A 20,796-nucleotide genomic window follows, 5' to 3' on the forward strand; every position below is an offset into this window, starting at 1 on the left:
GACTTGGCTGCCGGACTCAGTCGGCAAGTACCTGTTCACGCAGGATGTCGGCGTGTCCGCAATGGTGGGCCAACTCCCGCAGAACTTGCAGGTGCACCCAGCGAAGCGTGCGCGGCCCGGTCCGGTGGCCGGTCACGACGGCGTCCAGTGGCAGGTCTGCGATCAACGTCCGGGCCGTGGCACAGGCTTCCCGGTGGGCTGCCGTGACCGAGGCGACGGTGTCATCGTCGGAGAGCCGGAAGGATTCATCCGGGCTCTGCACCAAGCCGAGCTCCCGACGGGACGTGCCGCCTACGCACTCCTCGAACCACACCCGTTGCATCCATGTGACGTGCTTGAGCAGCCCGAGCAACGTCGTCGCCGACGAGACGAGCCGGCGGCGGACCTGCTCCTCGGTGAGGCAGTCGAGAGTCGCCTCAATGGCACTGCGATATTCCTCGACGAACGCATCAAGCTGCGTGCGTTCATCGTCCAGCGGCACATCGAACGAACCCATCAAGGTCTCCTATCACGCCACAGGCCGAGGGCCACAACCCTGGTGGCCGTCGACTGCGTCTGACTCGCTACGGTCCTTCGCCGAAGACCATGCGATGCCCGCGAGCTGTGTCCATGTACTCGCGGACCCGGTGGATAAGCCCGTCTCGGAGTTCGAAGACCAGGCAGTAGTCGTTGGCGTAGTGGTTGCCGTTGGCCAGCGTCGCCGTCATAGTCTCCTCCACGACCACGCGCTCGCCGTCGGCGTAGAGCCCGCGAAAGGTCACGGCGACGTCACTCACGAAGAATCGCGGGAAATCCTTGGCGAGAAACTGCACGATCGCCTTCCTGCCGACCAGGTGAGCAGGCCCCTCCAGCGCGACGGCGGTGGCATTCCCCGGAGGTGCCAGCCATTCGGCATCCTCGGTGAAGACCGCGGCGATCTGGTCCGGGTCGTGGCTGGCGAACATCTTCCAGGCGTTCTGGATGATGTCGCGGCTCTGCTGTGACATGCCCGCGATCTTAAGCGGCGTGCGCGAGAAGGGCTGGCGGATTTCCGACGTCACCGAGCCCCTGCCGACGGGGCTCACCAATCAGCTCCCTTTGCGCTCACAGGGTGTAGGTGGCTTTGGCGGGGGTGGTGATGGTGTGGTCGGTGTGGGTCCAGCCGGGTTGGTCTTTGAGTTTGTGGTGGCGTTTGCAGTAGCCGCGGAGGTTGGTTTTGGTGGTGGGTCCGCCGTGTGCCCAGTCGGTGGTGTGGTCGAGGTCGGCTAGTTGGGCTGGTCGGTGGCAGCCGGGGTGGCAGCATTCGCGGTCGCGGATGCGGATGAACCGGTCGAGTGCGGCGGGTGGTCGGTAGCTGCTGCGGCCGACATCCACGGGAAGACCAGTGACCGGGTCGGTCACGATACGGCGCCAGGTGGAGCCGGGGTTGAAGGCGATTTCCTTGGCCAGCCAGGCCGGAATCGGTCCGGAGCCGGTGAGTTCGGCGTAGTTGTCGTTCAAACCGGCAAGGGTGGTCAGGTCGACATACAGGTACACGTCGGCCTTCGGGTTACGCGGTGTGCCTCGCTCGCGGAGACATCGATCCGCCAGCACATCGGCCCGAAGTTGGTCCAGTGTGCGGGGTTCGCCGGCGACCTTCAGCGCATGGGCTTCACGATCGGTGCGGGCGTAGATCGCTGTGCCGACTTCGACGGGTAGATCGACGATGAGGGTGGTCATGCCTTCGCCTTGGTGCACCAGTTCGACTTTGCGGTCCAGTCGGCGGCGTCGGGTGCGGGCGGCGTATCCGTTCGGGTCGATTCGGGCGACCACTCGGTTCACGGCCCGCCGCAGACTGGAGGGGTTTTTGCCCGCCAGCCGTTCGCTCATCACCGCGTCGACTTCACGGGCCTTCTCGTCGGAGAGCACAGTGGTGGCGTCGAAGATCTTGGAGGCTTTGTACCCGTCGATGACCCCGGATTCCATGGCCTGCAACGTCTTCGGCAACCGAGTCGCCAACGCCTCAGCGAGCGCGATCTGCTTACCGGCCATGTTCTCCGTGACCGCCAGCCCCAGCGCCAACTCCGCTGGAACCCCTCTAGTTCTTTCTTCCACCTCATTCAACCGCGCCACCAGCCGAAGCTGCTCCGCCTCCAACCTGCATTTCTGTTCCTGAATAACCTGAATGTCCTTCAACAACTCACAAGCCTTGTCTCTGTCCATACCCGAATTCTATCGGCGACCCCCGACAAAAACGGGGGTCGGCCCAGACTTCGGTGGTACTTCGTCTCTACCCAAGATCCGCTGCATCGAGCAGATCCGCCACACCCGTTTCTCCGACGCGGTGAAGCCGCGCCGGGCGAACTCGTCGAAGCCCAGCACCCTGCACGTCACCGCGACCGGCACCCGCACAGGGGCTCCGGCCGCGGCCAGTTCACGGACGAGCGGGAAGACTATTTCCCGACAGATTCAACCAAACTCTGGGCAGACCCGGCCACCCGAATCCGTCCCGTGGGCGCGCCGAAGGCGGGCCCGAAACTCAGCCACCGGAGGTGCGAAGATGATAGCGACGCTCCGCATAGGCGAGGTCGTCCCGCCAGAGGCGTGCAGCGGTCCAGGTCATCGCCGGACGCAACAGGCCGGCAGCCTTGCTCGCCAACCGGAAACCGGCCCGGTCCGAACCCGCCACCGTCGCCTCGATCACCGCAGTGCGCGGCCGCCCGTCGGGGCCGGGGCCGAGCGGGGTGGCGTGAGTTTCCACCACACTGCCCTCGCCTTCGCCCTCGGTGATCCGCATGACCACGGTGCGCGGCTCCGGGCAGGTGAACTCGGCCCGCACCGGCACCCCGAGGCGCTTGCTGATCCGGAAGGTCACGTCGACAACGAACCGGTCGTCCTCCTCGGCGGCCCCGCCCGGCGGCGCCTCGACCACGGTCAGCCTGGCGAAGGAGTACGGGTGGAACCAGGCGCCGTGCCACGGATCGAGCCGGTTGGCCACGATGTCCTCCGGCTCGCACACCCCGACCACGGTGGCCACGGCGTCCACAGTGGACATAGTTCGCGGGCGCTCCGGCACCACCGGGACGTCCGAAGGACGCTCCCCGCCCAGTTCGTCCAGCCGCACCCAGACCAGCACGCCGTCGTCGTGGGCGGGCAGCGGCGACCAGCCGTGCCCGCCGGTTCCCGGCACCCGCAGCCCGTGCCAGCGGCAGACCAGCGCACCGCAGTCCACTTTGGCCTGTGCCAGCGGCGCACCGAGATGCGGGCAGGCACCAGGGCCGATCCGCACCCGGCCGTCCTCGTCCCGCCAGGCCACCAGTTCGGTACCACCGATATGTGTCCCGAAAGGATGGTCAGCGCGGATCTGGCGCGAGGCCGCGAACACGAACCAATTACCGGACGGGCGGGCGGTGGCGCGCTTGACCGCGGACTCGATCAGCGCCGGCGAAGCACCGCGGTAGGTCGGCTCCTGCTCGGCCCACCGCTCGCGCGGAATCGGTTGCAGCGGCCAGTTCCGCGGCCACCGGGATGCTGGCGACGGTCCCACGTTCGTCCTTTCGGTCAACTGGCGCCCTGGATCACGAGCAGCGCGATGTCGTCGTGGTCGGCGCCACGAAGCCACTGACGCACCGCATCGCGAACGTACTCGGCCATGCCCTCCGCCGGCATCCCGGCACAGGCCGACACCAGTGTGCGCAACCGTTCCGCGCCGAACAACTCGGTGCGATCCAGGTGGTTGCGCGCCTCGGTGACGCCGTCGGTGTAGAGCAGGCAGAGGTCGCCATCGGCCAGCTCGACGGTGCACCCGGCGAACCTGGCGTGCGGCGAGATACCGACCAGCATGCCTGCCAGGTCCACGTCCTCGACCGCACCGGACCGGCGCACCACCAGCGGGGCCGGATGACCGCCGGAAGCCAGCTCCAGCCGCAGGATCCCGCCGCCGTCGCCGTACATCGAGCCGAGCACGACGGTGGCGAACCGGCTGCTGCCGGTCGCGATCAGCGCCTCGTTGAGCAGGTGCAGCAGCCGCTCGCCGTCCCGTTCCACCAGGTGCAGCGCGGCCAATGAGGACCGCACCCGGCCGGTGAGCCCGGCGGCCTCCGCGCCGTGCCCGCAGACATCGCCCAGCACCACCAGCGCGCTGCCGTCCGCGCGCGGGTGCACGTCGTAGAAGTCGCCGCCGATTTCGAGCACACCGGGGGCGGGCTCGTACACCGCCGCCATCCTGGCGCCCTGGACCACCGGCAGCACCGGCAGTGCCAGCGTGCCGGCGAGCGCGGCGACCGCGTCCTTCTGCTGGCGATACCGGTGAGCGGCCGAAAGCGACCCGCGCGCATGCGCGGCGAACTCCTGGATCGCCCGCTCCAGTTGGTCGCCGGAGCGGCGCGCTTCGGTGCGGTAGGCGAGCACCAGCAGGCCGGGCTGCGGGCTGCCCTCCCCCGCGGCCAGCAGGGAAAGCAGGCAGATCTGCCCGAACCTGCGCAGCGGGTCGGCCAGTGCGGACGGCAGGTCCGGCAGCTCCTGCGGCGGCAGCGTCCTGATTTCCGCACCGTCACAGGTCATCGCCGCGGTGAACACCGGCGCCGAACCGGCCGCGACCTTCCTGGTCCGGCCGCGACCCTGGCCGCCGTCCGCGTCGCGGCGCCACCACTGCAGCCGCCCACGCGGGGTGGGCAGCACCACGATGGCGCAGTCCGCCAGCTCCGGCACAGCGAGTTCGGCGAGCACACTCGCGGTGTGCTCGCTGTCCAGGCTGCCGCGGAGACGACGGCCCACCTCGGCGAGAAACCAGTCCGTCCCGGCGGTATGGTCCGGCTCCGGCGGACGGACGCTATGCACTCGGCCGATCCTCGGCGGTGAGCGGGTCCGGACGGGCGATGCCAGGTGATGCCGCGGCCGACCGTGGTTCCATGGGAGAACCTCCTGACCGTCGGCGCGGGCTCCCGTGCCCAGCGTAGCTGGACAGCAGTCGAAGCCGGCAGGCGAATCATGGGAGGCTTGGCCGACCGTCCGCCGGCGAGAAAGGGTGCGCCATGGCAAGCCAGCTTCGCCGCGAGACCGACGATTCCGTCGACGGCCAGGAAGCGAGACCGGTCGACGACGTGGCGCTCGAACGGCTGCTGGCCGCGGTGGAAGATCTGCGCGACGGCAACTTCCGGCGCCGGATCCCGGTCACCACCGCCGGCGACGACGACGGGGTCCCGGCCAGGCTGGCGCGGGCGTTCAACGAGATCGCCGAACGCAACCAGCGACTGGTCAGCGAGCTGATGCGGGTCCGCACCACGGTGGGCCGCCACGGCGAGCTGCACGAGCGGATGGCCGCGGACGCCGGGCCGGGCGGCTGGGCGGTGGCGGTGCAGGTGGTGAACGGGCTGATCGAGGACATCAGCCTGCCGACCATCGAGCTGAACCGGGTGCTGGGCGCGATGGCCGACGGCGACCTGTCGAAGCCGATGGCGCTCCAGCTCGACGGGCAGCCGCTCGGCGGCGAGTACGCCGAGCTGGCCGGCACGGTGAACGGTCTGCAGGAGCAGCTTTCCCGGTTCGCGGCCGAGGTGACCAGGGTGGCAAGGGAGATCGCCACCGAGGGCAGGCTCGGCGGGCAGGCGCAGGTACCCGGGGTCGCCGGCACCTGGCGGGACCTGACCGACTCGGTCAACCTGATGGCCGGCAACCTCACCGCGCAGGTGCGCGACGTGTCCCAGGTGGCCACCGCGGTCGCCTCCGGTGACCTCAGCCGCAAGATCACCGTGGACGTGTCCGGCGAGATGCTGGAACTGAAGAACACCATCAACACCATGGTCGACCAGCTCTCCTCGTTCGCCGGCGAAGTCACCCGCGTCGCCCGTGAAGTGGGCAGCGACGGGCAGCTCGGCGGACAGGCTCAGGTGCCCGGCGCGGCTGGCACCTGGCGGGACCTCACCGACTCGGTCAACCTGATGGCCGGCAACCTCACCGACCAGGTCCGCAACATCGCGCAGGTGGCCACCGCGGTCGCCGAGGGCGATCTGTCGCAGAAGATCACGGTCGCGGTCAAGGGCGAGATCCTCGAGCTGAAGAACACCATCAACACGATGGTCGACCAGCTCTCCGCCTTCGCCGACGAGGTCACCCGCGTGGCCCGCGAGGTGGGTTCGGAAGGGCAGCTCGGCGGACAGGCCCAGGTGCCCGGCGTCGGCGGCACCTGGCGCGACCTCACCGACTCCGTCAACACCATGGCGGGCAACCTCACCAGCCAAGTCCGCAACATCGCACAGGTCACCACGGCGGTGGCCCGCGGTGATCTCTCCCAGAAGATCACTGTGGACGCCCGCGGCGAGATCCTCGAACTCAAGACCACCATCAACACGATGGTCGACCAGCTCTCCTCGTTCGCCGACGAGGTCACCCGCGTGGCCCGCGAGGTCGGCAGCGACGGGCAACTCGGCGGGCAGGCTCAGGTCCCGGGCGTCGGCGGCACCTGGCGCGACCTCACCGACTCCGTCAACACCATGGCGGGCAACCTCACCAGCCAAGTCCGCAACATCGCACAGGTGGCCACCGCGGTCGCCCGCGGCGACCTCTCCCAGAAGATCGCGGTGAACGCGCGCGGCGAGATCCTGGAGCTGAAGAACACCATCAACATCATGGTGGACCAGCTCTCCTCGTTCGCCGGCGAGGTCACCCGCGTCGCCCGCGAGGTCGGCAGCGACGGCAGGCTCGGCGGACAGGCGGAGGTGCCCGGCGTCGGCGGCACCTGGCGCGACCTCACCGACTCGGTCAACTTCATGGCGAACAACCTGACCAACCAGGTCCGCAACATCGCCCACGTGACCACCGCGGTGGCTAGCGGCGACCTCTCCCAGAAGATCAATGTGGACGCTCGCGGCGAGATCCTCGAGCTGAAGACCACCATCAACACCATGGTGGACCAGCTCTCCGCCTTCGCCGACGAGGTGACCAGGGTGTCGCGCGAAGTCGGCACCGACGGCAAGCTCGGCGGACAGGCCCAGGTGCGCGGGGTCGCCGGTATCTGGAAGGACCTGACCGACAACGTCAACGTGATGGCGGACAACCTCACCGGCCAGGTGCGCAGCATCGCCACGGTGGCCGCCGCGGTGGCCGGTGGCGACCTCGGCAAGAAGATCACCGTCGAGGCCAAGGGCGAAGTCGCCGCGCTGGCCGAGACGATCAACGGGATGGTCTACACGCTGCGCGCCTTCGCCGACGAGGTGACCAGGGTGTCGCGCGAGGTCGGCACCGAGGGGATCCTCGGTGGGCAGGCGCGGGTGCCGAACGTGGCCGGCACCTGGAAGGACCTCACGGACAACGTCAACTTCATGGCGAACAACCTGACCAACCAGGTCCGCAACATCGCCGAGGTGACCACCGCGGTGGCCAAGGGCGACCTGTCGAAGAAGATCGACGTGGACGCGCGCGGCGAGATACTGGCGCTGAAGACGACCATCAACACCATGGTCGACCAGCTCTCCGCCTTCGCCGCGGAGGTGACCAGGGTGGCAAGGGAGGTCGGCACCGAGGGCGCGCTCGGCGGGCAGGCCGAGGTCGAAGGGGTCTCCGGCACCTGGCAACGACTGACCGAAAGCGTGAACCAGCTCGCCGGCAACCTGACCGCGCAGGTGCGCGCCATCGCCGCGGTCGCCACCGCGGTCACCGCCGGCGACCTGACCCGGCAGATCACCGTGGACGCGTCCGGGGAGGTGGCGGAGCTCAAGGACAACATCAACCAGATGATCGCGAATCTGAAGGAGACCACCCGCACCAACCGCGAACAGGACTGGCTCAAGACGAACCTGGCCCGGATCTCCGGGCTGATGCAGGGACACCGCGACCTCAGCGCGGTCACCTCGCTGATCCTGCGCGAGCTCGCGCCGCTGGTCGGCGCCCAGCAGGGTGCCTTCTTCCTGGCGCAGCGCGGTGAGGACGAAACCGTGGTGCTGCAGCAGATCGCCGGCTACGGCCGGTCCCCGCAGGTGCGGCCCGGTCTGCGGTTCGCGCTCGGCGAGTCGCTGGTCGGCCAGGCCGCGGCGGACAAGGGCACGATACTGGTCACCGACGCGCCACCGGACTACGTGACCATTTCCTCCGGCCTCGGCGCGACCACACCGATCAGCGTCATCGTGCTCTCCGTGCTGTTCGAGGGAAGAGTGCTCGGAATCGTCGAACTGGCTTCGGTGCACGAGTTCACCGAAATGCACCGCGAGCTACTGGAACAGCTCAGGGAGACCATCGGGGTCAACGTCAACACCATTCTGGCCAACTCCAGGACGGAGTCGCTGCTCACCGAGTCCCAGCGGCTGGCCGGTGAGCTGCGGGCCCAGTCCGAGCAGCTGCAGGAACGGCAGAAGGAACTGAGCCGGTCGAACACCGAGCTGGCCGAGAAGGCCGCGCTGCTCGCCCAGCAGAACAGCGCCATCGAGGTCAAGAACTTCGAGATCGAACAGGCGCGCCAGGAGCTCGAGGAACGCGCCGAACAGCTCACCATGGCGTCCAAGTACAAATCCGAGTTCATGGCCAACATGTCGCACGAACTGCGCACCCCGCTGAACAGCGCGCTGATTCTGGCGAAACTGCTGGCGGACAACCTCGAAGGCAATCTTTCGCCGAAGCAGATCGAGTTCGCCAGGACGATCTATTCGGCGGGCAGCGACCTCCAGCAGCTGATCAACGACATCCTCGACCTGGCCAAGGTGGAGGCCGGGCACCTCGATCTGCACATCACCGACGTGCCGCTGCCCGATCTGGTCAGCTACGTCGAGTCGATCTGCCGCCCGCTGACCTCGGACAAGGGCCTCGACTTCGCGGTGCTGATCGACCCGCCGGTGCCGGGCAGCCTGCACACCGACCAGCACCGGGTGCAGCAGGTGCTGCGCAACCTGCTGTCCAACGCCGCGAAGTTCACCCATCAGGGCGGGGTTCAGCTGCACATCAGGATGGCCACCCCCGCCGAAATGCAGGCGGAACTGCTGCGCGGGGCGCCGGACGTGCTGGCGTTCACCGTGGAGGACACCGGTATCGGGATCCCGGCGGACAAGCTGGCCTCGATCTTCGAGGCGTTCCGGCAGGCCGACGGCACCACCAGCCGCAAGTACGGCGGCACCGGCCTCGGCCTGTCCATCAGCATGCAGCTCACCCAGCTGCTCGGCGGTGAGCTGCGCGTGCACAGCGAGCCCAACGTGGGCAGCAGGTTCACGCTGTACCTGCCGTTGGACGCCGCGGCCGGCCGGCAGGATGGCGACCTCCCGGTCCGGCTCGCGTCGGCTCCCGAAACCCGGCCGAACTGGCCGGAACCCGTGCCGTCCACCAGCACGGTCAGATTCCACGGCGAACAGGTGCTCATCGTCGACGACGACCTGCGCAACGTGTTCGCGCTGGCGGCGGTGCTCGAACAGCACGGCCTGGACGTGGTCTACGCCGACACCGGACTGGCCGGAATCCGTGTGCTGGAACAGAACCGCGACATCAGCCTGGTGCTGATGGACGTGATGATGCCCGAGCTGGACGGCAACTCCACCATCGCCGCGGTGCGGGAAATGGCGGCACACCACGATCTTCCGATCATCGCGGTGACCGCCAAGGCCACCGAGGAGGACCGCCAGCGCGCACTGGCCTCCGGCGCGGACGACTACGTCACCAAGCCGGTGGACACCGATCGGCTGCTGAGCCTGATCGCCGCCCACCTCGAACTGGACGACCAGGCCGGCCACCCCGCCCCGCAGTAAAGGTCAGCCGGGGACCATTTCGGCGAGCTGGTCGAAGCCCGCGGTGAGCAGGACCCGTTCGACCACGCTGTCCTTGGGCGCGGTCACCGCCAGCCGTTCGCCGGTGGTCTGCGCCGACGAAGCCAGCTCGAACAGGATGCGCACCCCGAAACTGTCCAGGTACTCCAGGTCCGCCAGGTCGAGCCAGAGCGCCAGCGAACCACCCCGGCTCACCCGCTGGAGCTCGCGGCTGACCGACTCGGCGTTGACCGCGTCCAGCTCGCCGGACAGCCGCACCCGCAACGGCGTCCCGCCCGCCATCACCTCGACCGCGATGTGGTCGGTGCCGACCCAGCTGCTCTCCACCGCGCGGTGCTCACCGTCGCCGTTGGAAAGCCGGTACAGCATCCGAACCGTCGTGCCCGCCGCGCTCCGAATCAGCCGCATCTCCCCCACCGAGGCCCTGATCAGCTGCAGGCCGCGGCCGCGGTGCACGTTCTCGGCCGGGTCGATGTTCCGCCACCGGCCGGTGTCCGACACGTCCACCCGGATCATCCCGTCACCGCGGCGCTCGGCGGTGACCACCACCCGGCCCTGGTCCCGGCCGACATAGGCATGCTCCACCGAGTTGCCCACCGCCTCGCCCACGGCCAGTTGCAGCGCGGTGGCGTCCTCCTGGCTCATCCCGGCCCCGGTCATCCACTCGTCCAGTGCCTTCCGGACCACGGCCAGCTCGGCCGGTTCGGCCGGCAGGTCGAGCCGGAACGGCACGGTAGCGGTCTTCCCGGCGCGCACCACCAGCACCACCGCATCGTCGCGGGCGGACCGCGGCGCCGGCAGCATCGCGCCCAGAATCCGGTCGCACAGGTCGGCGCAGGACAGCCGCTGGTCGCGGGCTTCGTCCGCCGCGGTGAGCAGCACCGGGTCCGCCGACCGGGACGTCCGGCCGTGCTCGCCGAGCATTCCGTCGGTGTAGAGCACCAGTGCGTCACCGGTGGCCAGTGGCACGCTGTGCGGAGTCGCCCTGGCGGCCGGAACGGCCAGCGGCATGCCGCGGGGGCCGGCCAGCAGTTTGGCGCCGCCTTCACCGGCGACCAGGATCGGCAGCGGATGCCCGGCGCTCGCGAACCGCAACTCCTGCGCGACCGGGTCCAGCACGACCACGGTCACCGTGCTGCCACCGGCCTCGGGCACCCGCTCGGCCAGCAGGTCGAGCCGCCGGAGCACCGCGTCCACGTCATCGCCCGAGAGCAGCGCGGACATCAGCACACCGCGCAGCATCGCGATCGCCGACGGCGCGCCGGCGCCGACGAGGTCGCCGACCGCGACCGCCAGCCGCCCGTCCGGCAGCCCGACCGCCTCGAACCAGTCCCCGCCCGCGCGTTCCCGGTCCGCCGCGGCGACGTAACGGGCGGCCAGGTCGTAACCGGGAACGGCGGCCAGCGCGGCCAGCGCAGGTACCGCCGCCGCACCGCCGGTACTCGGCTGGTCCACTTCGAATGCCTGCAGGAGGCAGCCTTCAACGGCACCGTCCGCCTCCCGCGGCGCCGCGACAAGGGTGACATTCCGTTCCTCGACCGGATCGCCGTCGCCGCGCCAGCGGTGTCTGCCGACGACTGGGCGGCCGGTTCGCAGCACGTCGTCGCACAAGTCCGCGGCCGCGCTGTTGGCCGGAGCCAGCACCGCGCGCAGCGGCGAACCGGTCTGCAGCTCCGCCTCCGCGGCCCGGTTCGCCGCCACGACCCGGTGCTCGGGGCCCGCCAGCACCCAGATCATCGCGGCGACCCCGTCCAGGACGGTGATGTCGGGCGAATCTCCGACGCGCTGGTCGTCCATGATGTCCATCCCAGTCCTGCGATCACGCGGATCGTGCCGGACGGCACCCCGAGATTTTGCCACCTTCTCGCCCGCCGGACCCGCGGAATGGCGGTTCGATTTCCGGAAAGCCCGAAAAGCCCGGGAATCCTGGGAAGCTCAAGCCCCGGCCAGTGGTCCCTCCAGCCATTCGGTGATCATCCGCTCTGCGGCGTGGATGCAGACCAGTTCCAGACGCTCGTCGCCGATGTTGCGGAAGGCGTGCGGGGTGTTCGCCTCGACCACCACGACATCACCGGGCCCCGCCTCCGACACCTCGTCGTCGGCGGTGAAGGCACCCCGGCCGGACCGGACGATCCAAGTCTCCGGGTAGGGATGCCGGTGCAGCGCGGGGCCTTCCCCCGGCTCGGCGTCCACCAGGAAGAACGAGACTCCGGCGTGGTAGCGCTCGCCCTCGAACTGCGCGTTCCGCGGCCCGGCAGGTGGGTGGACTTCGCGGATCAGATGGTGCATCACGACTCCTGTCTGCTGGATCTACGCAGGCTAGTCTCCGCCGGGACGGCCCGACCTGACATAAAATTGCGCTTCACGCATCAGTTTGCGCGCCACGCACTTTTTCCGTACCTTGGCGCCGTGAGCGGTTCACTGGGGGCGGGCATGAGCCTGCGCGAACGCAAGAAAGTCGCCGCGAGGGAGGCACTGAGCTGGGCCGCGCTGCGCCTGGCCACCGAACGAGGATTGGAACACGTGCGGGTGGAGGACATCGCCACCGAGGCCGGGGTCTCCGCGCGGACGTTCAACAACTACTTCTCCAGCAAAGAAGAGGCGATCTGCGCCATCGGCGTGGACCGGCAACTGCGGATCCGGGATGCGATTCTGGCCAGGCCGGCGGAGGAGCCGCTGTGGGAGGCGGTGACCAATGCCGTACTCGAACAATATTCGGGTCCGGGGGAACCCGATCGCGAGCATCTCGCCAGGGTCCGGCTGGTGATGACCAGTCCCGCACTGCGCGGCGAGTACCTCAAGACCCACGTGGCAGTGGAAACCGCGCTGGCACAAGGGATCGCGGAACGGATCGGGGCCGATGCCGGCCGCGACCTCTACCCGCGGCTGATGGCCGCGGTGGTCGGCGGCGCGGTCCGGGTGGCCATCGGCCATTGGATGTGCGCGGGCCGGGCGGAACCGTTCCTGCCGACCCTTGCGGACGCGCTTAATCAAGTCGCGGCCGGTATGCCCGATTTATCATCCGATAGCCGGAAACCCTGACGAACAAATCGATGTCGTCCACCCCGAGAACCCGGTAGTTTCGTTCTCGATCAAGACGCGGCAATTCACCACCACATTCCCGGAAAGAGTTTCAGTGTGCTGATCAAACTTCTCCGCACCTACCTGCGGCCGTACCAGCAGTCACTGGTGCTGGTCGTGGCGTTGCAGCTGGTGCAGACACTGGCCGCGCTCTATCTGCCGACGCTGAACGCGGACATCATCGACAACGGCGTTGTCAACGGCGACACCGGCTACATCCTGCGGGTGGGCGCCGTCATGCTGGCGGTGACGCTGGTCCAGATCGGCTGTTCGATCGGCGCGGTCTTTTTCGGCGCGCGCACCGCGATGGCCGTCGGCCGCGATCTGCGGTCCACCATCTTCCACCGGGTGCAGGACTTCTCCGCCAGGGAGGTCGGCCATTTCGGCACGCCTTCGCTGATCACCCGGACCACCAACGACGTCCAGCAGGTCCAGATGCTGGCGCTGATGACGTTCACCATGATGGTGTCCGCGCCCATCATGTGCGTCGGCGGCATCCTGATGGCGCTGAACCAGGACGTGCCGCTGTCCTCGCTGCTGCTGGTGATCGTGCCGGTGCTTGGCATCGCGCTGACCCTGATCATCTCCAGGATGCGCCCGCAGTTCCGGCTGATGCAGGAGCGCATCGACACGATCAACCGGATCTTGCGCGAGCAGATCACCGGCATCAGGGTCATCCGCGCCTTCGTCCGCGACCGGCAGGAGCGCGCGCGGTTCACCAAGGCCAACACCGAACTGCTGGACGTGTCGCTGCGCGTCGGCAGGCTGATGGCGCTGATGTTTCCGGTGGTGATGCTGGTGATGAACGCCTCCAGCGTCGCGGTGCTGTGGTTCGGCGGGCAGCGGATCGACAGCGGGGCCATGCAGGTCGGCGCGCTGACCGCGTTCCTGAGCTACCTGCTGCAGATCCTGATGGCGGTCATGATGGCCACCTTCATGTTCATGATGGTGCCAAGGGCCGAGGTCTGCGCCGAGCGGATCTCCGAGGTGCTGGACACCGAGTCCAGCGTGGTGCTGCCGGCGAACCCGGTGCACGTCACCAACGTGAACGGGCACCTGGACCTGCGCGACGTCGAATTCCGCTACCCCGGCGCCGAACAGCCCGTGCTGCGCGGAGTGAACCTGCTGGCAAGGCCGGGTGAGACCACCGCGGTGATCGGCAGTACCGGCAGTGGCAAGACGACCCTGCTCAACCTCATCCCGCGGTTGTTCGACGCCACCGGCGGCGCGGTGCTGGTGGACGACGTGGATGTGCGCGAACTCGACGCCACCATCCTTTCCGACGCGGTCGGGCTGGTTCCGCAGCGGCCGTACCTGTTCACCGGCACCGTGGCCAGCAACCTGCGCTACGGCAACCCGGACGCGACCGACGAGGACCTGTGGCGGGCACTGGAAACCGCGCAGGCACGCGAGTTCGTGGAGAGGATGGAGGACGGGCTGAACACCAGGATCGCCCAAGGCGGCACCAACGTCTCGGGCGGGCAGCGACAGCGCCTCGCCATCGCCAGGATGCTGGTGCACCGCCCCGAGATCTACCTGTTCGACGACTCGTTCTCGGCACTGGACTACGCCACCGACGCCGCCCTGCGGGCCGCGCTGGCCAGGGAGACCGCCGAGTCGACCGTGGTCATCGTCGCCCAGCGGGTCAGCACCATCCGGCACGCCGACCGCATCGTGGTGCTCGACGAGGGCCGCGTGGTCGGCACCGGCACGCACACCGAGCTGATGGACACCAACGAGACCTATCGGGAAATCGTGCTCTCCCAGCTGAGCGCACAGGAGGCAGCGTGAGTACCACCGCACAGAACACCACCGTGGGCGAGCGGGCGGTGCCGGCGCGGGCACCAGGGCCGGGGCCCGGCGCTGGGCGGGGACCCGCCGCCTTCATGAGCGGGATGCCGTCGGAAAAGGCACTGGACTTCCGCGGCTCCGGCCAGCGGCTGATGCGGCTGCTCCGGCCGCAGCGGGTGGCCATCATCGCGTCCGTGCTGCTCGGCGTCGGCGGGGTGGCGCTGACCGTGCTCGGCCCGAAGATCCTTGGCAACGCCACCGACCTGATCTTCACCGGGGTGATCAGCCAGCAGCTGCCCGAAGGGGTGGCCAAGGCCGACGTGATCGCGAACCTGCGCGCGCAGGGCAACAACAACCAGGCCGACATGTTCGCCTCGATGGACCTGGTGCCGGGGCAGGGCATCGACTTCGGGCGGGTCGGCCAGGTGCTGCTGGTGGTGCTGGCGCTCTACCTCGCCGCGTCGCTGTTCAGCTTCCTGCAGGCCAGGCTGACCACGAACGTGGTGCAGCGGGCGGTGTTCGACCTCCGCGAGCAGGTGGAGGCGAAGTTCGCCCGGCTGCCGCTGAGCTACTTCGACCGCCAGCCGCGCGGTGAGGTGCTGAGCCGGGTCACCAACGACATCGACAACCTCGCGCAGTCGCTGCAGCAGACGCTGAGCCAGATCCTCACGTCACTGCTCACCATCGTCGGCGTGCTGGCCATGATGTTCGTGATCTCACCGCTGCTCGCGCTGGTCGCACTGGTCACCGTGCCGGTGTCGGTGTTCGTCGCGGCCAAGATCGGCAAACGCGCGCAGCCGCAGTTCATCAAGCAGTGGCGGACCACCGGCGGGCTCAACGCGCACATCGAGGAGATGTACACCGGGCATTCGCTGGTGAAGGTCTTCGGCCGCCGCAAGGAGGCCGAGAAGGTCTTCAAGGAGCAGAACGACACCCTGTTCGCGGCCAGCTTCCGGGCGCAGTTCATCTCCGGCATGATCCAGCCGGCGATGATGTTCATCGGCAACGTGAACTACGTGCTGGTGGCGGTCGTCGGCGCGCTGCGGGTGGCGTCGGGCTCGCTGTCCCTCGGTGACGTGCAGGCGTTCGTCCAGTACTCCCGGCAGTTCACCCAGCCGATCACCCAGGTGGCCAGCATGGCCAACCTGCTGCAGTCCGGGGTCGCATCGGCCGAGCGGGTGTTCGCGCTGCTCGACGCGGACGAGCAGGAACCGGACCCGGCCGACCCGGCCAACCCGGACCCGGTCCGCGGCCGGGTGGAGTTCCGGGAGGTCTCGTTCCGCTACCTGCCCGACACCCCGCTGATCGAGAACCTCTCGCTGACCGTGCAGCCAGGCCAGACGGTGGCCATCGTCGGCCCGACCGGGGCCGGCAAGACCACACTGGTCAACCTGCTGATGCGGTTCTACGAGATCGACGGCGGCCGGATCACCCTGGACGGGGTGGACGTGGCGACGATGACCCGCGAGGACCTTCGCGAGAAGACCGGCATGGTGCTGCAGGACGCCTGGCTGTTCGGCGGCACGATCGCGGAGAACATCGCCTACGGCGCCGACGACGTCTCCCGGGAGAAGATCGTCGAAGCCGCGAAGGCCATGCACGTGGACCGCTTCGTGCGCACCCTGCCCGACGGCTACGACACGATCCTCGACGACGAGGGCGACAGCGTCAGCACCGGGGAGAAGCAGCTGATCACCGTGGCCAGGGCGTTCCTGGCCGAGCCGGCGATCCTGATCCTGGACGAGGCGACCAGCTCGGTGGACACCAGGACCGAGGTGCTGATCCAGCGTGCGATGAACTCGCTGCGGGAGGGCCGGACCAGCTTCGTCATCGCGCACCGGCTGTCCACCATCCGCGACGCCGACCTGATCCTGGTGATGGAGTCCGGCCGGATCGTGGAGCAGGGCACGCACAGCGAGCTGCTGGACGCCGGTGGCGCCTATGCGCGGCTGTACGCGGCGCAGTTCGCCGAGGCCGCCGTCGAGGTGGACTAGCCCGTCGACGCTCGTGAGTGAAAAGTGTTGTCCCAGCAACACTTTTCACTCACGAGGTCAGCCGTCGTAGTCCGCCAGTTCCAGGGCGTTGGCGGCGTGTTGGACCGACTCCGGGCTCGCCGGCCGTCCCGGGGTGTCGGTCGCGATCCGCTGGTTGAGTTCGACGAAAGTGCGCATCCTGCGCTGGTAGCCGGCGAACGCGCGCTCGTGTCCGCCGGCCGCCGCCTTCAGCTCCCCGGCCAGCACGTAGGCACCGGCCAGCGCCATCGTGGTGCCCTGGCCGGACAGCGGCGAGCCGGAGTATCCGGCGTCACCGACCAGCGCGACCCGCCCGCGCGTCCAGTCGTCCATCCGGATCTGGCTCATCGAGTCGAAGTAGAAGTCGGGCGCCTCCGCCATCCACGCCACCAGCCGGGGCACCTCCCAGCCGTCGCCGGCGAAGACGTCGGCCACCAGTTTCTGCTGCTGGCCGAGGTCGCGGTGGTCGAAGTCGAGGACGGGTGACTCGAAGCCGAGCATGGCGCGCGCCTCGGCGTTCCGCCTGGCGCTGTAGATCCCGGCCAGTCTTCCCTCCTGCTGGTGGAACACCTGCCAGTGGTCAAGGCCGAGGTCGTTCGGCACGGTGAACACGGCCAGGTAGGTGCCGAGATGGTGGATGTAGCGGGACTCCGCGCCGAACGCCAGCGCACGCACCCCGGAGTGCAGCCCGTCCGCGCCGATCACCAGGCCGAAGTCACGCGGCTCGCCGTGCTCGAAGGTCACCCGCACCCCGTCCTCGTGCTCGGTCATCGCGGCGATCGAGTCGCCGAAGCGATATTCGGTGTCGGCTTCGGTGGCCCGGTACAGGATGCCGGTCAGGTCGTCGCGCATGAGCTCGACGTCCGCGCTGTCGGTGGGGCCGCCGGTGAGCGTTTCCTCGGTGGTGCTGGACAGTTCGGCACCATTTTCATCCACAAAGGACATTCCGCGCATGGCGGTGCCGGCGGCCCTGACCTCGGCCAGCAGGCCCATCCGGTCGGCCACCTCCAGCGCCACACCGCGGACGTCGATCGCCTGGCCGCCGGCCCGGAGGCCGGGTGCCCGCTCCACCACGGTGGGGCGGAAGCCGTACCGGCTCAGCCAGTACGCGAGCGCGGGACCGGCGACGCTGGCTCCGGAAATGAGCACGTTCTCGTTCTGCACGATGTCCTCCCAGTGGTTCGGCGAATACGCCGTACGAGCTTGTGCGTACACCATACATACACCGCCAACATGGTGCTATCACTGCTGTTTGTGGCTCGAATTGCACTAGTGCGCAAAGGTCGATCGAGTCGGTTGCGGACCCTGGTGCACTAGTGCTCGACAAAACCCTTTGCCGGTGCGGCGGCACCCCCGCTAGCGTCTCGGCACCGCTTCCCGGAAGGACCCGCCCTTGACCGACCTGGTCATCCGCTCGCTCACCGCGGGCGAGGAACCCCTGTTCGATTCCCTGCCGGACCCCGGCCTGGTGGGCTTTGCCGCGTTCGGCGACAGCTTCGCCGATATGGCCGCCAAAGGCGCGTACCGGCCCGAATGGCTCTGGGTCGCGCTGCGCGACGGCGTGGTCGTCGCCCGCGCAGGCTGGTGGGGCGGCCCGGAGGACGAACGGCCGCTGGCGCTGGACTGGTTCGACTTCACCGATTTCGACGCCGCCGTGCGGCTGCTGCGCACCGCGCCCCTGCACACCGAGTACCGGCTCCGGCTGCCACCGGACTGGCGCGGACAACCCGCCGTCGCCGCCGCGGCCGATGCCAGGATCGATGCGGCCGTCGCCGCCGGGCTCAAACCACTGGTCGAGCGCAACTACTACCGGTGGACCGCGGATCTCGGCCTGCCAGCGCGGCCCGGCCGGCTCGTCTTCCGGCCGGAACCGGACGACGAGGTGATCCTCGATCTGTTCCGCCGGATCCACCAGGGCACCCTGGACGCGCATGCCCGCCGGGTCACCGCGGAGTCCGGTCTGGAGGCCGCGGCCCAGGAGGACCTGGACCACCTCCGCTGGATGCCCAGTCCCCGCGAATGGTGGCGGCTCGGCTACACCGCGGCAGGCGAGCTGGTCGGCCTGGCCGCGCCCTGCTACCACTACAAGGACCCGGTGATCGGCTACATCGGCGTGGTACCGGAACAACGCGGCCACGGCTACGCCTACGACCTGCTGGTGGAGGCGACGCACCTGCTCGCCGGGCAGGGCATGGACCGGATCGTGGCCGGCACCGACGTGACCAACACCCCGATGGCGGCGCATTTCGCCAAGGCCGGCTACCCGATCGCCCAACACCACATCGACCTGGCCTGACCTCGTGAGTGAAAAGTGTTGCTGGGACAACACTTTTCACTCACGACGGCTGACCTGGGGAAACGCGGCTCAGGGCAGGGGGCGGCGGCCGGCGAAGCCGAGATCCGCCCGGTGGTACCAGGAAAGCGTGCGGTCACCTTCGATCCAGCACAGCAGCACCGGGACCCCGTCCAGCTCGGCCGGGAAGTCGATCAGCAGCGGGGCGAATCCCTTGAGCTCGGCACCGGTCTGCTGCACGCTCGCCATCAGCTCGTCCAGCCTGGCCTGCGCCGCCTTCAGCTCCGGCAGCCCGCCCAGCCCGGTCTGCGGCCCGCCGGGCGCCAATGACGCGGCCAGCTCCGCCGCGTCGGCGCGGATGGCGAGCAGTTCGTCGAGTACCGGCATCAGCCGCTCGAGCTCGTCCCGCGCCTCCGCCACCGTGAACAGTCCCATGCCCCCGACCCTAGTCAGCCGCACCGGGCTGTTCGATCAGGCTCCAGAGGTAGGACAGCCTCCTGCCGCCGGGTTCCGAACGCGCCAGGAACTCGTCGATCAGCGCGTCCAGCCGCTCGTTCAGCTCCGCCTCGGACCGCTCGCTCAGCCGCAGCACACCGCGGCCGGTCCGGCGTACCGCGCCGGGTCCGCCGGACAGCAGCTCCGCCCGGTGTGCGTCCACTGTGGCCAGCTCGACCTGCGCGGTCAGCACCGGCTCGCCGGCGTGCCCGAGGTCGAGCCGCCAGGTACGGCCGGTCGCCCGGTACGGCCGCTCCCACGCGCCGTGGTCGCCCTGCCTCGGCGGTTCCGCGGCCAGGAACCCCGCGTCCGCCAGCGCGCGCACCCGCCGGAGCACGGTCGCCGGCGACACCCCGAGCCGCCGCGCGAGCTGCTGGTTGGTGCACGCGGAATCCAGGCACAGCCGGAGAATGCGCCAGCTCAGCGGATGCGACAGTGCGCGCAGGTCGGCGTCGCTGGCCCGGCGGGGCGTCGAGTCGGTCACCACCGAAAGGATAGGCGTATTACAGTCGCCCGGTGATCGAACAGTTCAGCGTGCCCACCGCGGCCGGCTCCTTCGACGTGATCGCGGCCGGGCCGCAGGACGGCCGCGGCGTGCTGCTGCTGCATGGCTTTCCCGAAGCGGCGACCGAATGGGCCTACCCGGTGGCCGTGCTCGGCGGCTCCGGCTACCGGGCGGTCGCGCCGGACCAGCGCGGCTACTCCCCCCAGGTGCGCCCCGAGCGGGTGTCGGACTACCGGATCGAAGAGCTGACCGCCGACGTGCTCGCGGTCGCCGACCAGCTCGGCTGGTCCCGCTTCGACCTGGTCGGCCACGACTGGGGCGCCATCGTCGGCTGGATCACCGCCGCCGAGCACCCGGACCGGGTGCGCACGCTCACCGCGGTCTCCGTCCCGCATCCCGGCGCCTTCGCCAAGGCCCTGCGCGAGGATCCCGAGCAGCAGCAACGTTCCGCGTACCTGGAGACGCTGCGGCAGACCAGGACCGCGGAGCGGGCGCTGCTGGACAACGACGCGGAGAACCTGCGGCGGATCTACGACTGGAAGGTGCCGCCGTCCCACATCGACGACTACGTGCGGCGGCTCAGCGAACCGGGCGCGCTGACCGCCGCGCTGAACTGGTACCGCGCGAACCGGCATCTCGGCAGGGTGGATCGGGTCGAAGTGCCGACCATGTACGTGTGGAGCACCGAGGACACCGCGATCGGCTCCACCGCGGCACTGGACACCGAGCACTGGGTGAGCGGGCCGTACCGGTTCGAAATGCTGGAGGACGTCTCGCACTGGGTGCCCGAAGAGGCACCCGAGGAGTTCACCGCCCTCCTGCTCGATCATCTGTCGAGCCACAAAGGGACGCGCTGAACCGAGCGCGCACCCCCTGTTTGGAGGTTGCGCGACCGGTGATCAGTAGGCCAGGTTCTTCCCC

General features: G+C 69.1%; 16 protein-coding genes. 6 read left to right on the forward strand and 10 right to left on the reverse strand.

Going from position 1 to position 20,796, the window contains the following annotated elements:
- Positions 1 to 16: 16 nt before the first annotated feature.
- The 5 genes from AMYNI_RS0142510 to AMYNI_RS46895 form a co-directional block, all read right to left on the reverse strand.
- The gene (locus AMYNI_RS0142510) at positions 17 to 496 is read right to left on the reverse strand and encodes a DinB family protein (protein WP_020674251.1); all 480 of its coding nucleotides are present in this window, start codon (positions 494 to 496) and stop codon (positions 17 to 19) included.
- A 67-nt stretch (positions 497 to 563) separates the two neighbouring features.
- Positions 564 to 1,064 (reverse strand): nuclear transport factor 2 family protein, encoded by a 501-nt coding sequence (locus AMYNI_RS0142515; protein ID WP_020674252.1) that lies wholly within the window; start codon positions 1,062 to 1,064, stop codon positions 564 to 566.
- A gap of 19 nt (positions 1,065 to 1,083) precedes the next feature.
- A complete protein-coding gene (locus tag AMYNI_RS0142520) occupies positions 1,084 to 2,181 on the reverse strand; it encodes an HNH endonuclease (protein WP_084628616.1) in 1,098 nt (365 codons plus the stop codon).
- A 316-nt stretch (positions 2,182 to 2,497) separates the two neighbouring features.
- Complete coding sequence (locus tag AMYNI_RS0142525) at positions 2,498 to 3,505, reverse strand: Rieske (2Fe-2S) protein (protein WP_020674254.1); 1,008 nt, start codon at positions 3,503 to 3,505, stop codon at positions 2,498 to 2,500.
- A 14-nt stretch (positions 3,506 to 3,519) separates the two neighbouring features.
- The gene (locus AMYNI_RS46895; protein ID WP_020674255.1) at positions 3,520 to 4,797 is read right to left on the reverse strand and encodes a PP2C family protein-serine/threonine phosphatase; all 1,278 of its coding nucleotides are present in this window, start codon (positions 4,795 to 4,797) and stop codon (positions 3,520 to 3,522) included.
- A 194-nt stretch (positions 4,798 to 4,991) separates the two neighbouring features.
- Between AMYNI_RS46895 and AMYNI_RS0142535 the strand changes: the two genes are divergently transcribed.
- Entirely contained in the window at positions 4,992 to 9,680 is a 4,689-nt protein-coding gene (locus AMYNI_RS0142535; RefSeq protein ID WP_020674256.1) for a HAMP domain-containing protein, read from the forward strand.
- 3 nt (positions 9,681 to 9,683) lie between these two features.
- Here AMYNI_RS0142535 and AMYNI_RS0142540 read toward each other — a convergent pair whose 3' ends face one another.
- Together AMYNI_RS0142540 and AMYNI_RS0142545 are read right to left on the reverse strand one after the other, a co-directional pair.
- Positions 9,684 to 11,495 carry a SpoIIE family protein phosphatase gene (locus AMYNI_RS0142540; RefSeq protein ID WP_157357746.1) on the reverse strand — a complete coding sequence of 604 codons (1,812 nt, stop codon included), beginning with the start codon at positions 11,493 to 11,495 and terminating at the stop codon, positions 9,684 to 9,686.
- 138 nt (positions 11,496 to 11,633) lie between these two features.
- Positions 11,634 to 11,987 carry a cupin domain-containing protein gene (locus AMYNI_RS0142545; RefSeq protein ID WP_020674258.1) on the reverse strand — a complete coding sequence of 118 codons (354 nt, stop codon included), beginning with the start codon at positions 11,985 to 11,987 and terminating at the stop codon, positions 11,634 to 11,636.
- 144 nt (positions 11,988 to 12,131) lie between these two features.
- Here AMYNI_RS0142545 and AMYNI_RS0142550 point away from each other — a divergent pair, with 144 nt between their 5' ends.
- From AMYNI_RS0142550 to AMYNI_RS0142560, 3 genes are all read left to right on the forward strand, one after another.
- Entirely contained in the window at positions 12,132 to 12,740 is a 609-nt protein-coding gene (locus tag AMYNI_RS0142550; protein WP_020674259.1) for an acyl-CoA-like ligand-binding transcription factor, read from the forward strand.
- 96 nt (positions 12,741 to 12,836) lie between these two features.
- Positions 12,837 to 14,570 (forward strand): ABC transporter ATP-binding protein, encoded by a 1,734-nt coding sequence (locus AMYNI_RS0142555; protein ID WP_020674260.1) that lies wholly within the window; start codon positions 12,837 to 12,839, stop codon positions 14,568 to 14,570.
- A 104-nt stretch (positions 14,571 to 14,674) separates the two neighbouring features.
- Positions 14,675 to 16,564, forward strand: coding sequence for an ABC transporter ATP-binding protein (locus AMYNI_RS0142560; RefSeq protein ID WP_020674261.1), 1,890 nt, complete (start codon positions 14,675 to 14,677; stop codon positions 16,562 to 16,564).
- A gap of 57 nt (positions 16,565 to 16,621) precedes the next feature.
- Here AMYNI_RS0142560 and AMYNI_RS0142565 read toward each other — a convergent pair whose 3' ends face one another.
- Positions 16,622 to 17,800, reverse strand: coding sequence for an FAD-dependent monooxygenase (locus AMYNI_RS0142565; RefSeq protein ID WP_020674262.1), 1,179 nt, complete (start codon positions 17,798 to 17,800; stop codon positions 16,622 to 16,624).
- Positions 17,801 to 17,975: 175 nt separating this feature from the next.
- On the opposite strand from AMYNI_RS0142565, the gene AMYNI_RS0142570 reads away from it, so the two are divergent.
- Entirely contained in the window at positions 17,976 to 18,878 is a 903-nt protein-coding gene (locus AMYNI_RS0142570) for a GNAT family N-acetyltransferase (protein WP_020674263.1), read from the forward strand.
- A 69-nt stretch (positions 18,879 to 18,947) separates the two neighbouring features.
- Here the strand turns inward: AMYNI_RS0142570 and AMYNI_RS0142575 are convergent, their stop codons facing one another.
- Both AMYNI_RS0142575 and AMYNI_RS0142580 read right to left on the reverse strand, forming a co-directional pair.
- Positions 18,948 to 19,310, reverse strand: coding sequence for a DUF2203 domain-containing protein (locus AMYNI_RS0142575; protein WP_020674264.1), 363 nt, complete (start codon positions 19,308 to 19,310; stop codon positions 18,948 to 18,950).
- A 10-nt stretch (positions 19,311 to 19,320) separates the two neighbouring features.
- Positions 19,321 to 19,854, reverse strand: coding sequence for a winged helix-turn-helix domain-containing protein (locus AMYNI_RS0142580; protein WP_245574128.1), 534 nt, complete (start codon positions 19,852 to 19,854; stop codon positions 19,321 to 19,323).
- A 32-nt stretch (positions 19,855 to 19,886) separates the two neighbouring features.
- On the opposite strand from AMYNI_RS0142580, the gene AMYNI_RS0142585 reads away from it, so the two are divergent.
- Positions 19,887 to 20,732, forward strand: coding sequence for an alpha/beta fold hydrolase (locus tag AMYNI_RS0142585; protein WP_020674266.1), 846 nt, complete (start codon positions 19,887 to 19,889; stop codon positions 20,730 to 20,732).
- Positions 20,733 to 20,796: the final 64 nt, after the last annotated feature.

Origin of the sequence: Amycolatopsis nigrescens CSC17Ta-90 (assembly GCF_000384315.1) — a bacterium.
Classification (GTDB): Bacteria; Actinomycetota; Actinomycetes; order Mycobacteriales; family Pseudonocardiaceae; genus Amycolatopsis; species Amycolatopsis nigrescens.

Excerpts from the sequence above, each read along its gene's own strand:
- AMYNI_RS0142545 (WP_020674258.1), bottom strand. The coding sequence starts at position 11,987 with ATGCACCATCTGATCCGCGAAGTCCACCCACCTGCCGGGCCGCGGAAC.
- AMYNI_RS0142550 (WP_020674259.1), top strand. The coding sequence starts at position 12,132 with ATGAGCCTGCGCGAACGCAAGAAAGTCGCCGCGAGGGAGGCACTGAGC.
- AMYNI_RS0142560 (WP_020674261.1), top strand. The coding sequence starts at position 14,675 with ATGCCGTCGGAAAAGGCACTGGACTTCCGCGGCTCCGGCCAGCGGCTG.
- AMYNI_RS0142535 (WP_020674256.1), top strand. The coding sequence starts at position 4,992 with ATGGCAAGCCAGCTTCGCCGCGAGACCGACGATTCCGTCGACGGCCAG.
- AMYNI_RS0142540 (WP_157357746.1), bottom strand. The coding sequence starts at position 11,495 with ATGGACGACCAGCGCGTCGGAGATTCGCCCGACATCACCGTCCTGGAC.
- AMYNI_RS0142520 (WP_084628616.1), bottom strand. The coding sequence starts at position 2,181 with ATGGACAGAGACAAGGCTTGTGAGTTGTTGAAGGACATTCAGGTTATT.
- AMYNI_RS0142510 (WP_020674251.1), bottom strand. The coding sequence starts at position 496 with ATGGGTTCGTTCGATGTGCCGCTGGACGATGAACGCACGCAGCTTGAT.
- AMYNI_RS0142565 (WP_020674262.1), bottom strand. The coding sequence starts at position 17,800 with ATGGTGTACGCACAAGCTCGTACGGCGTATTCGCCGAACCACTGGGAG.
- AMYNI_RS0142575 (WP_020674264.1), bottom strand. The coding sequence starts at position 19,310 with ATGGGACTGTTCACGGTGGCGGAGGCGCGGGACGAGCTCGAGCGGCTG.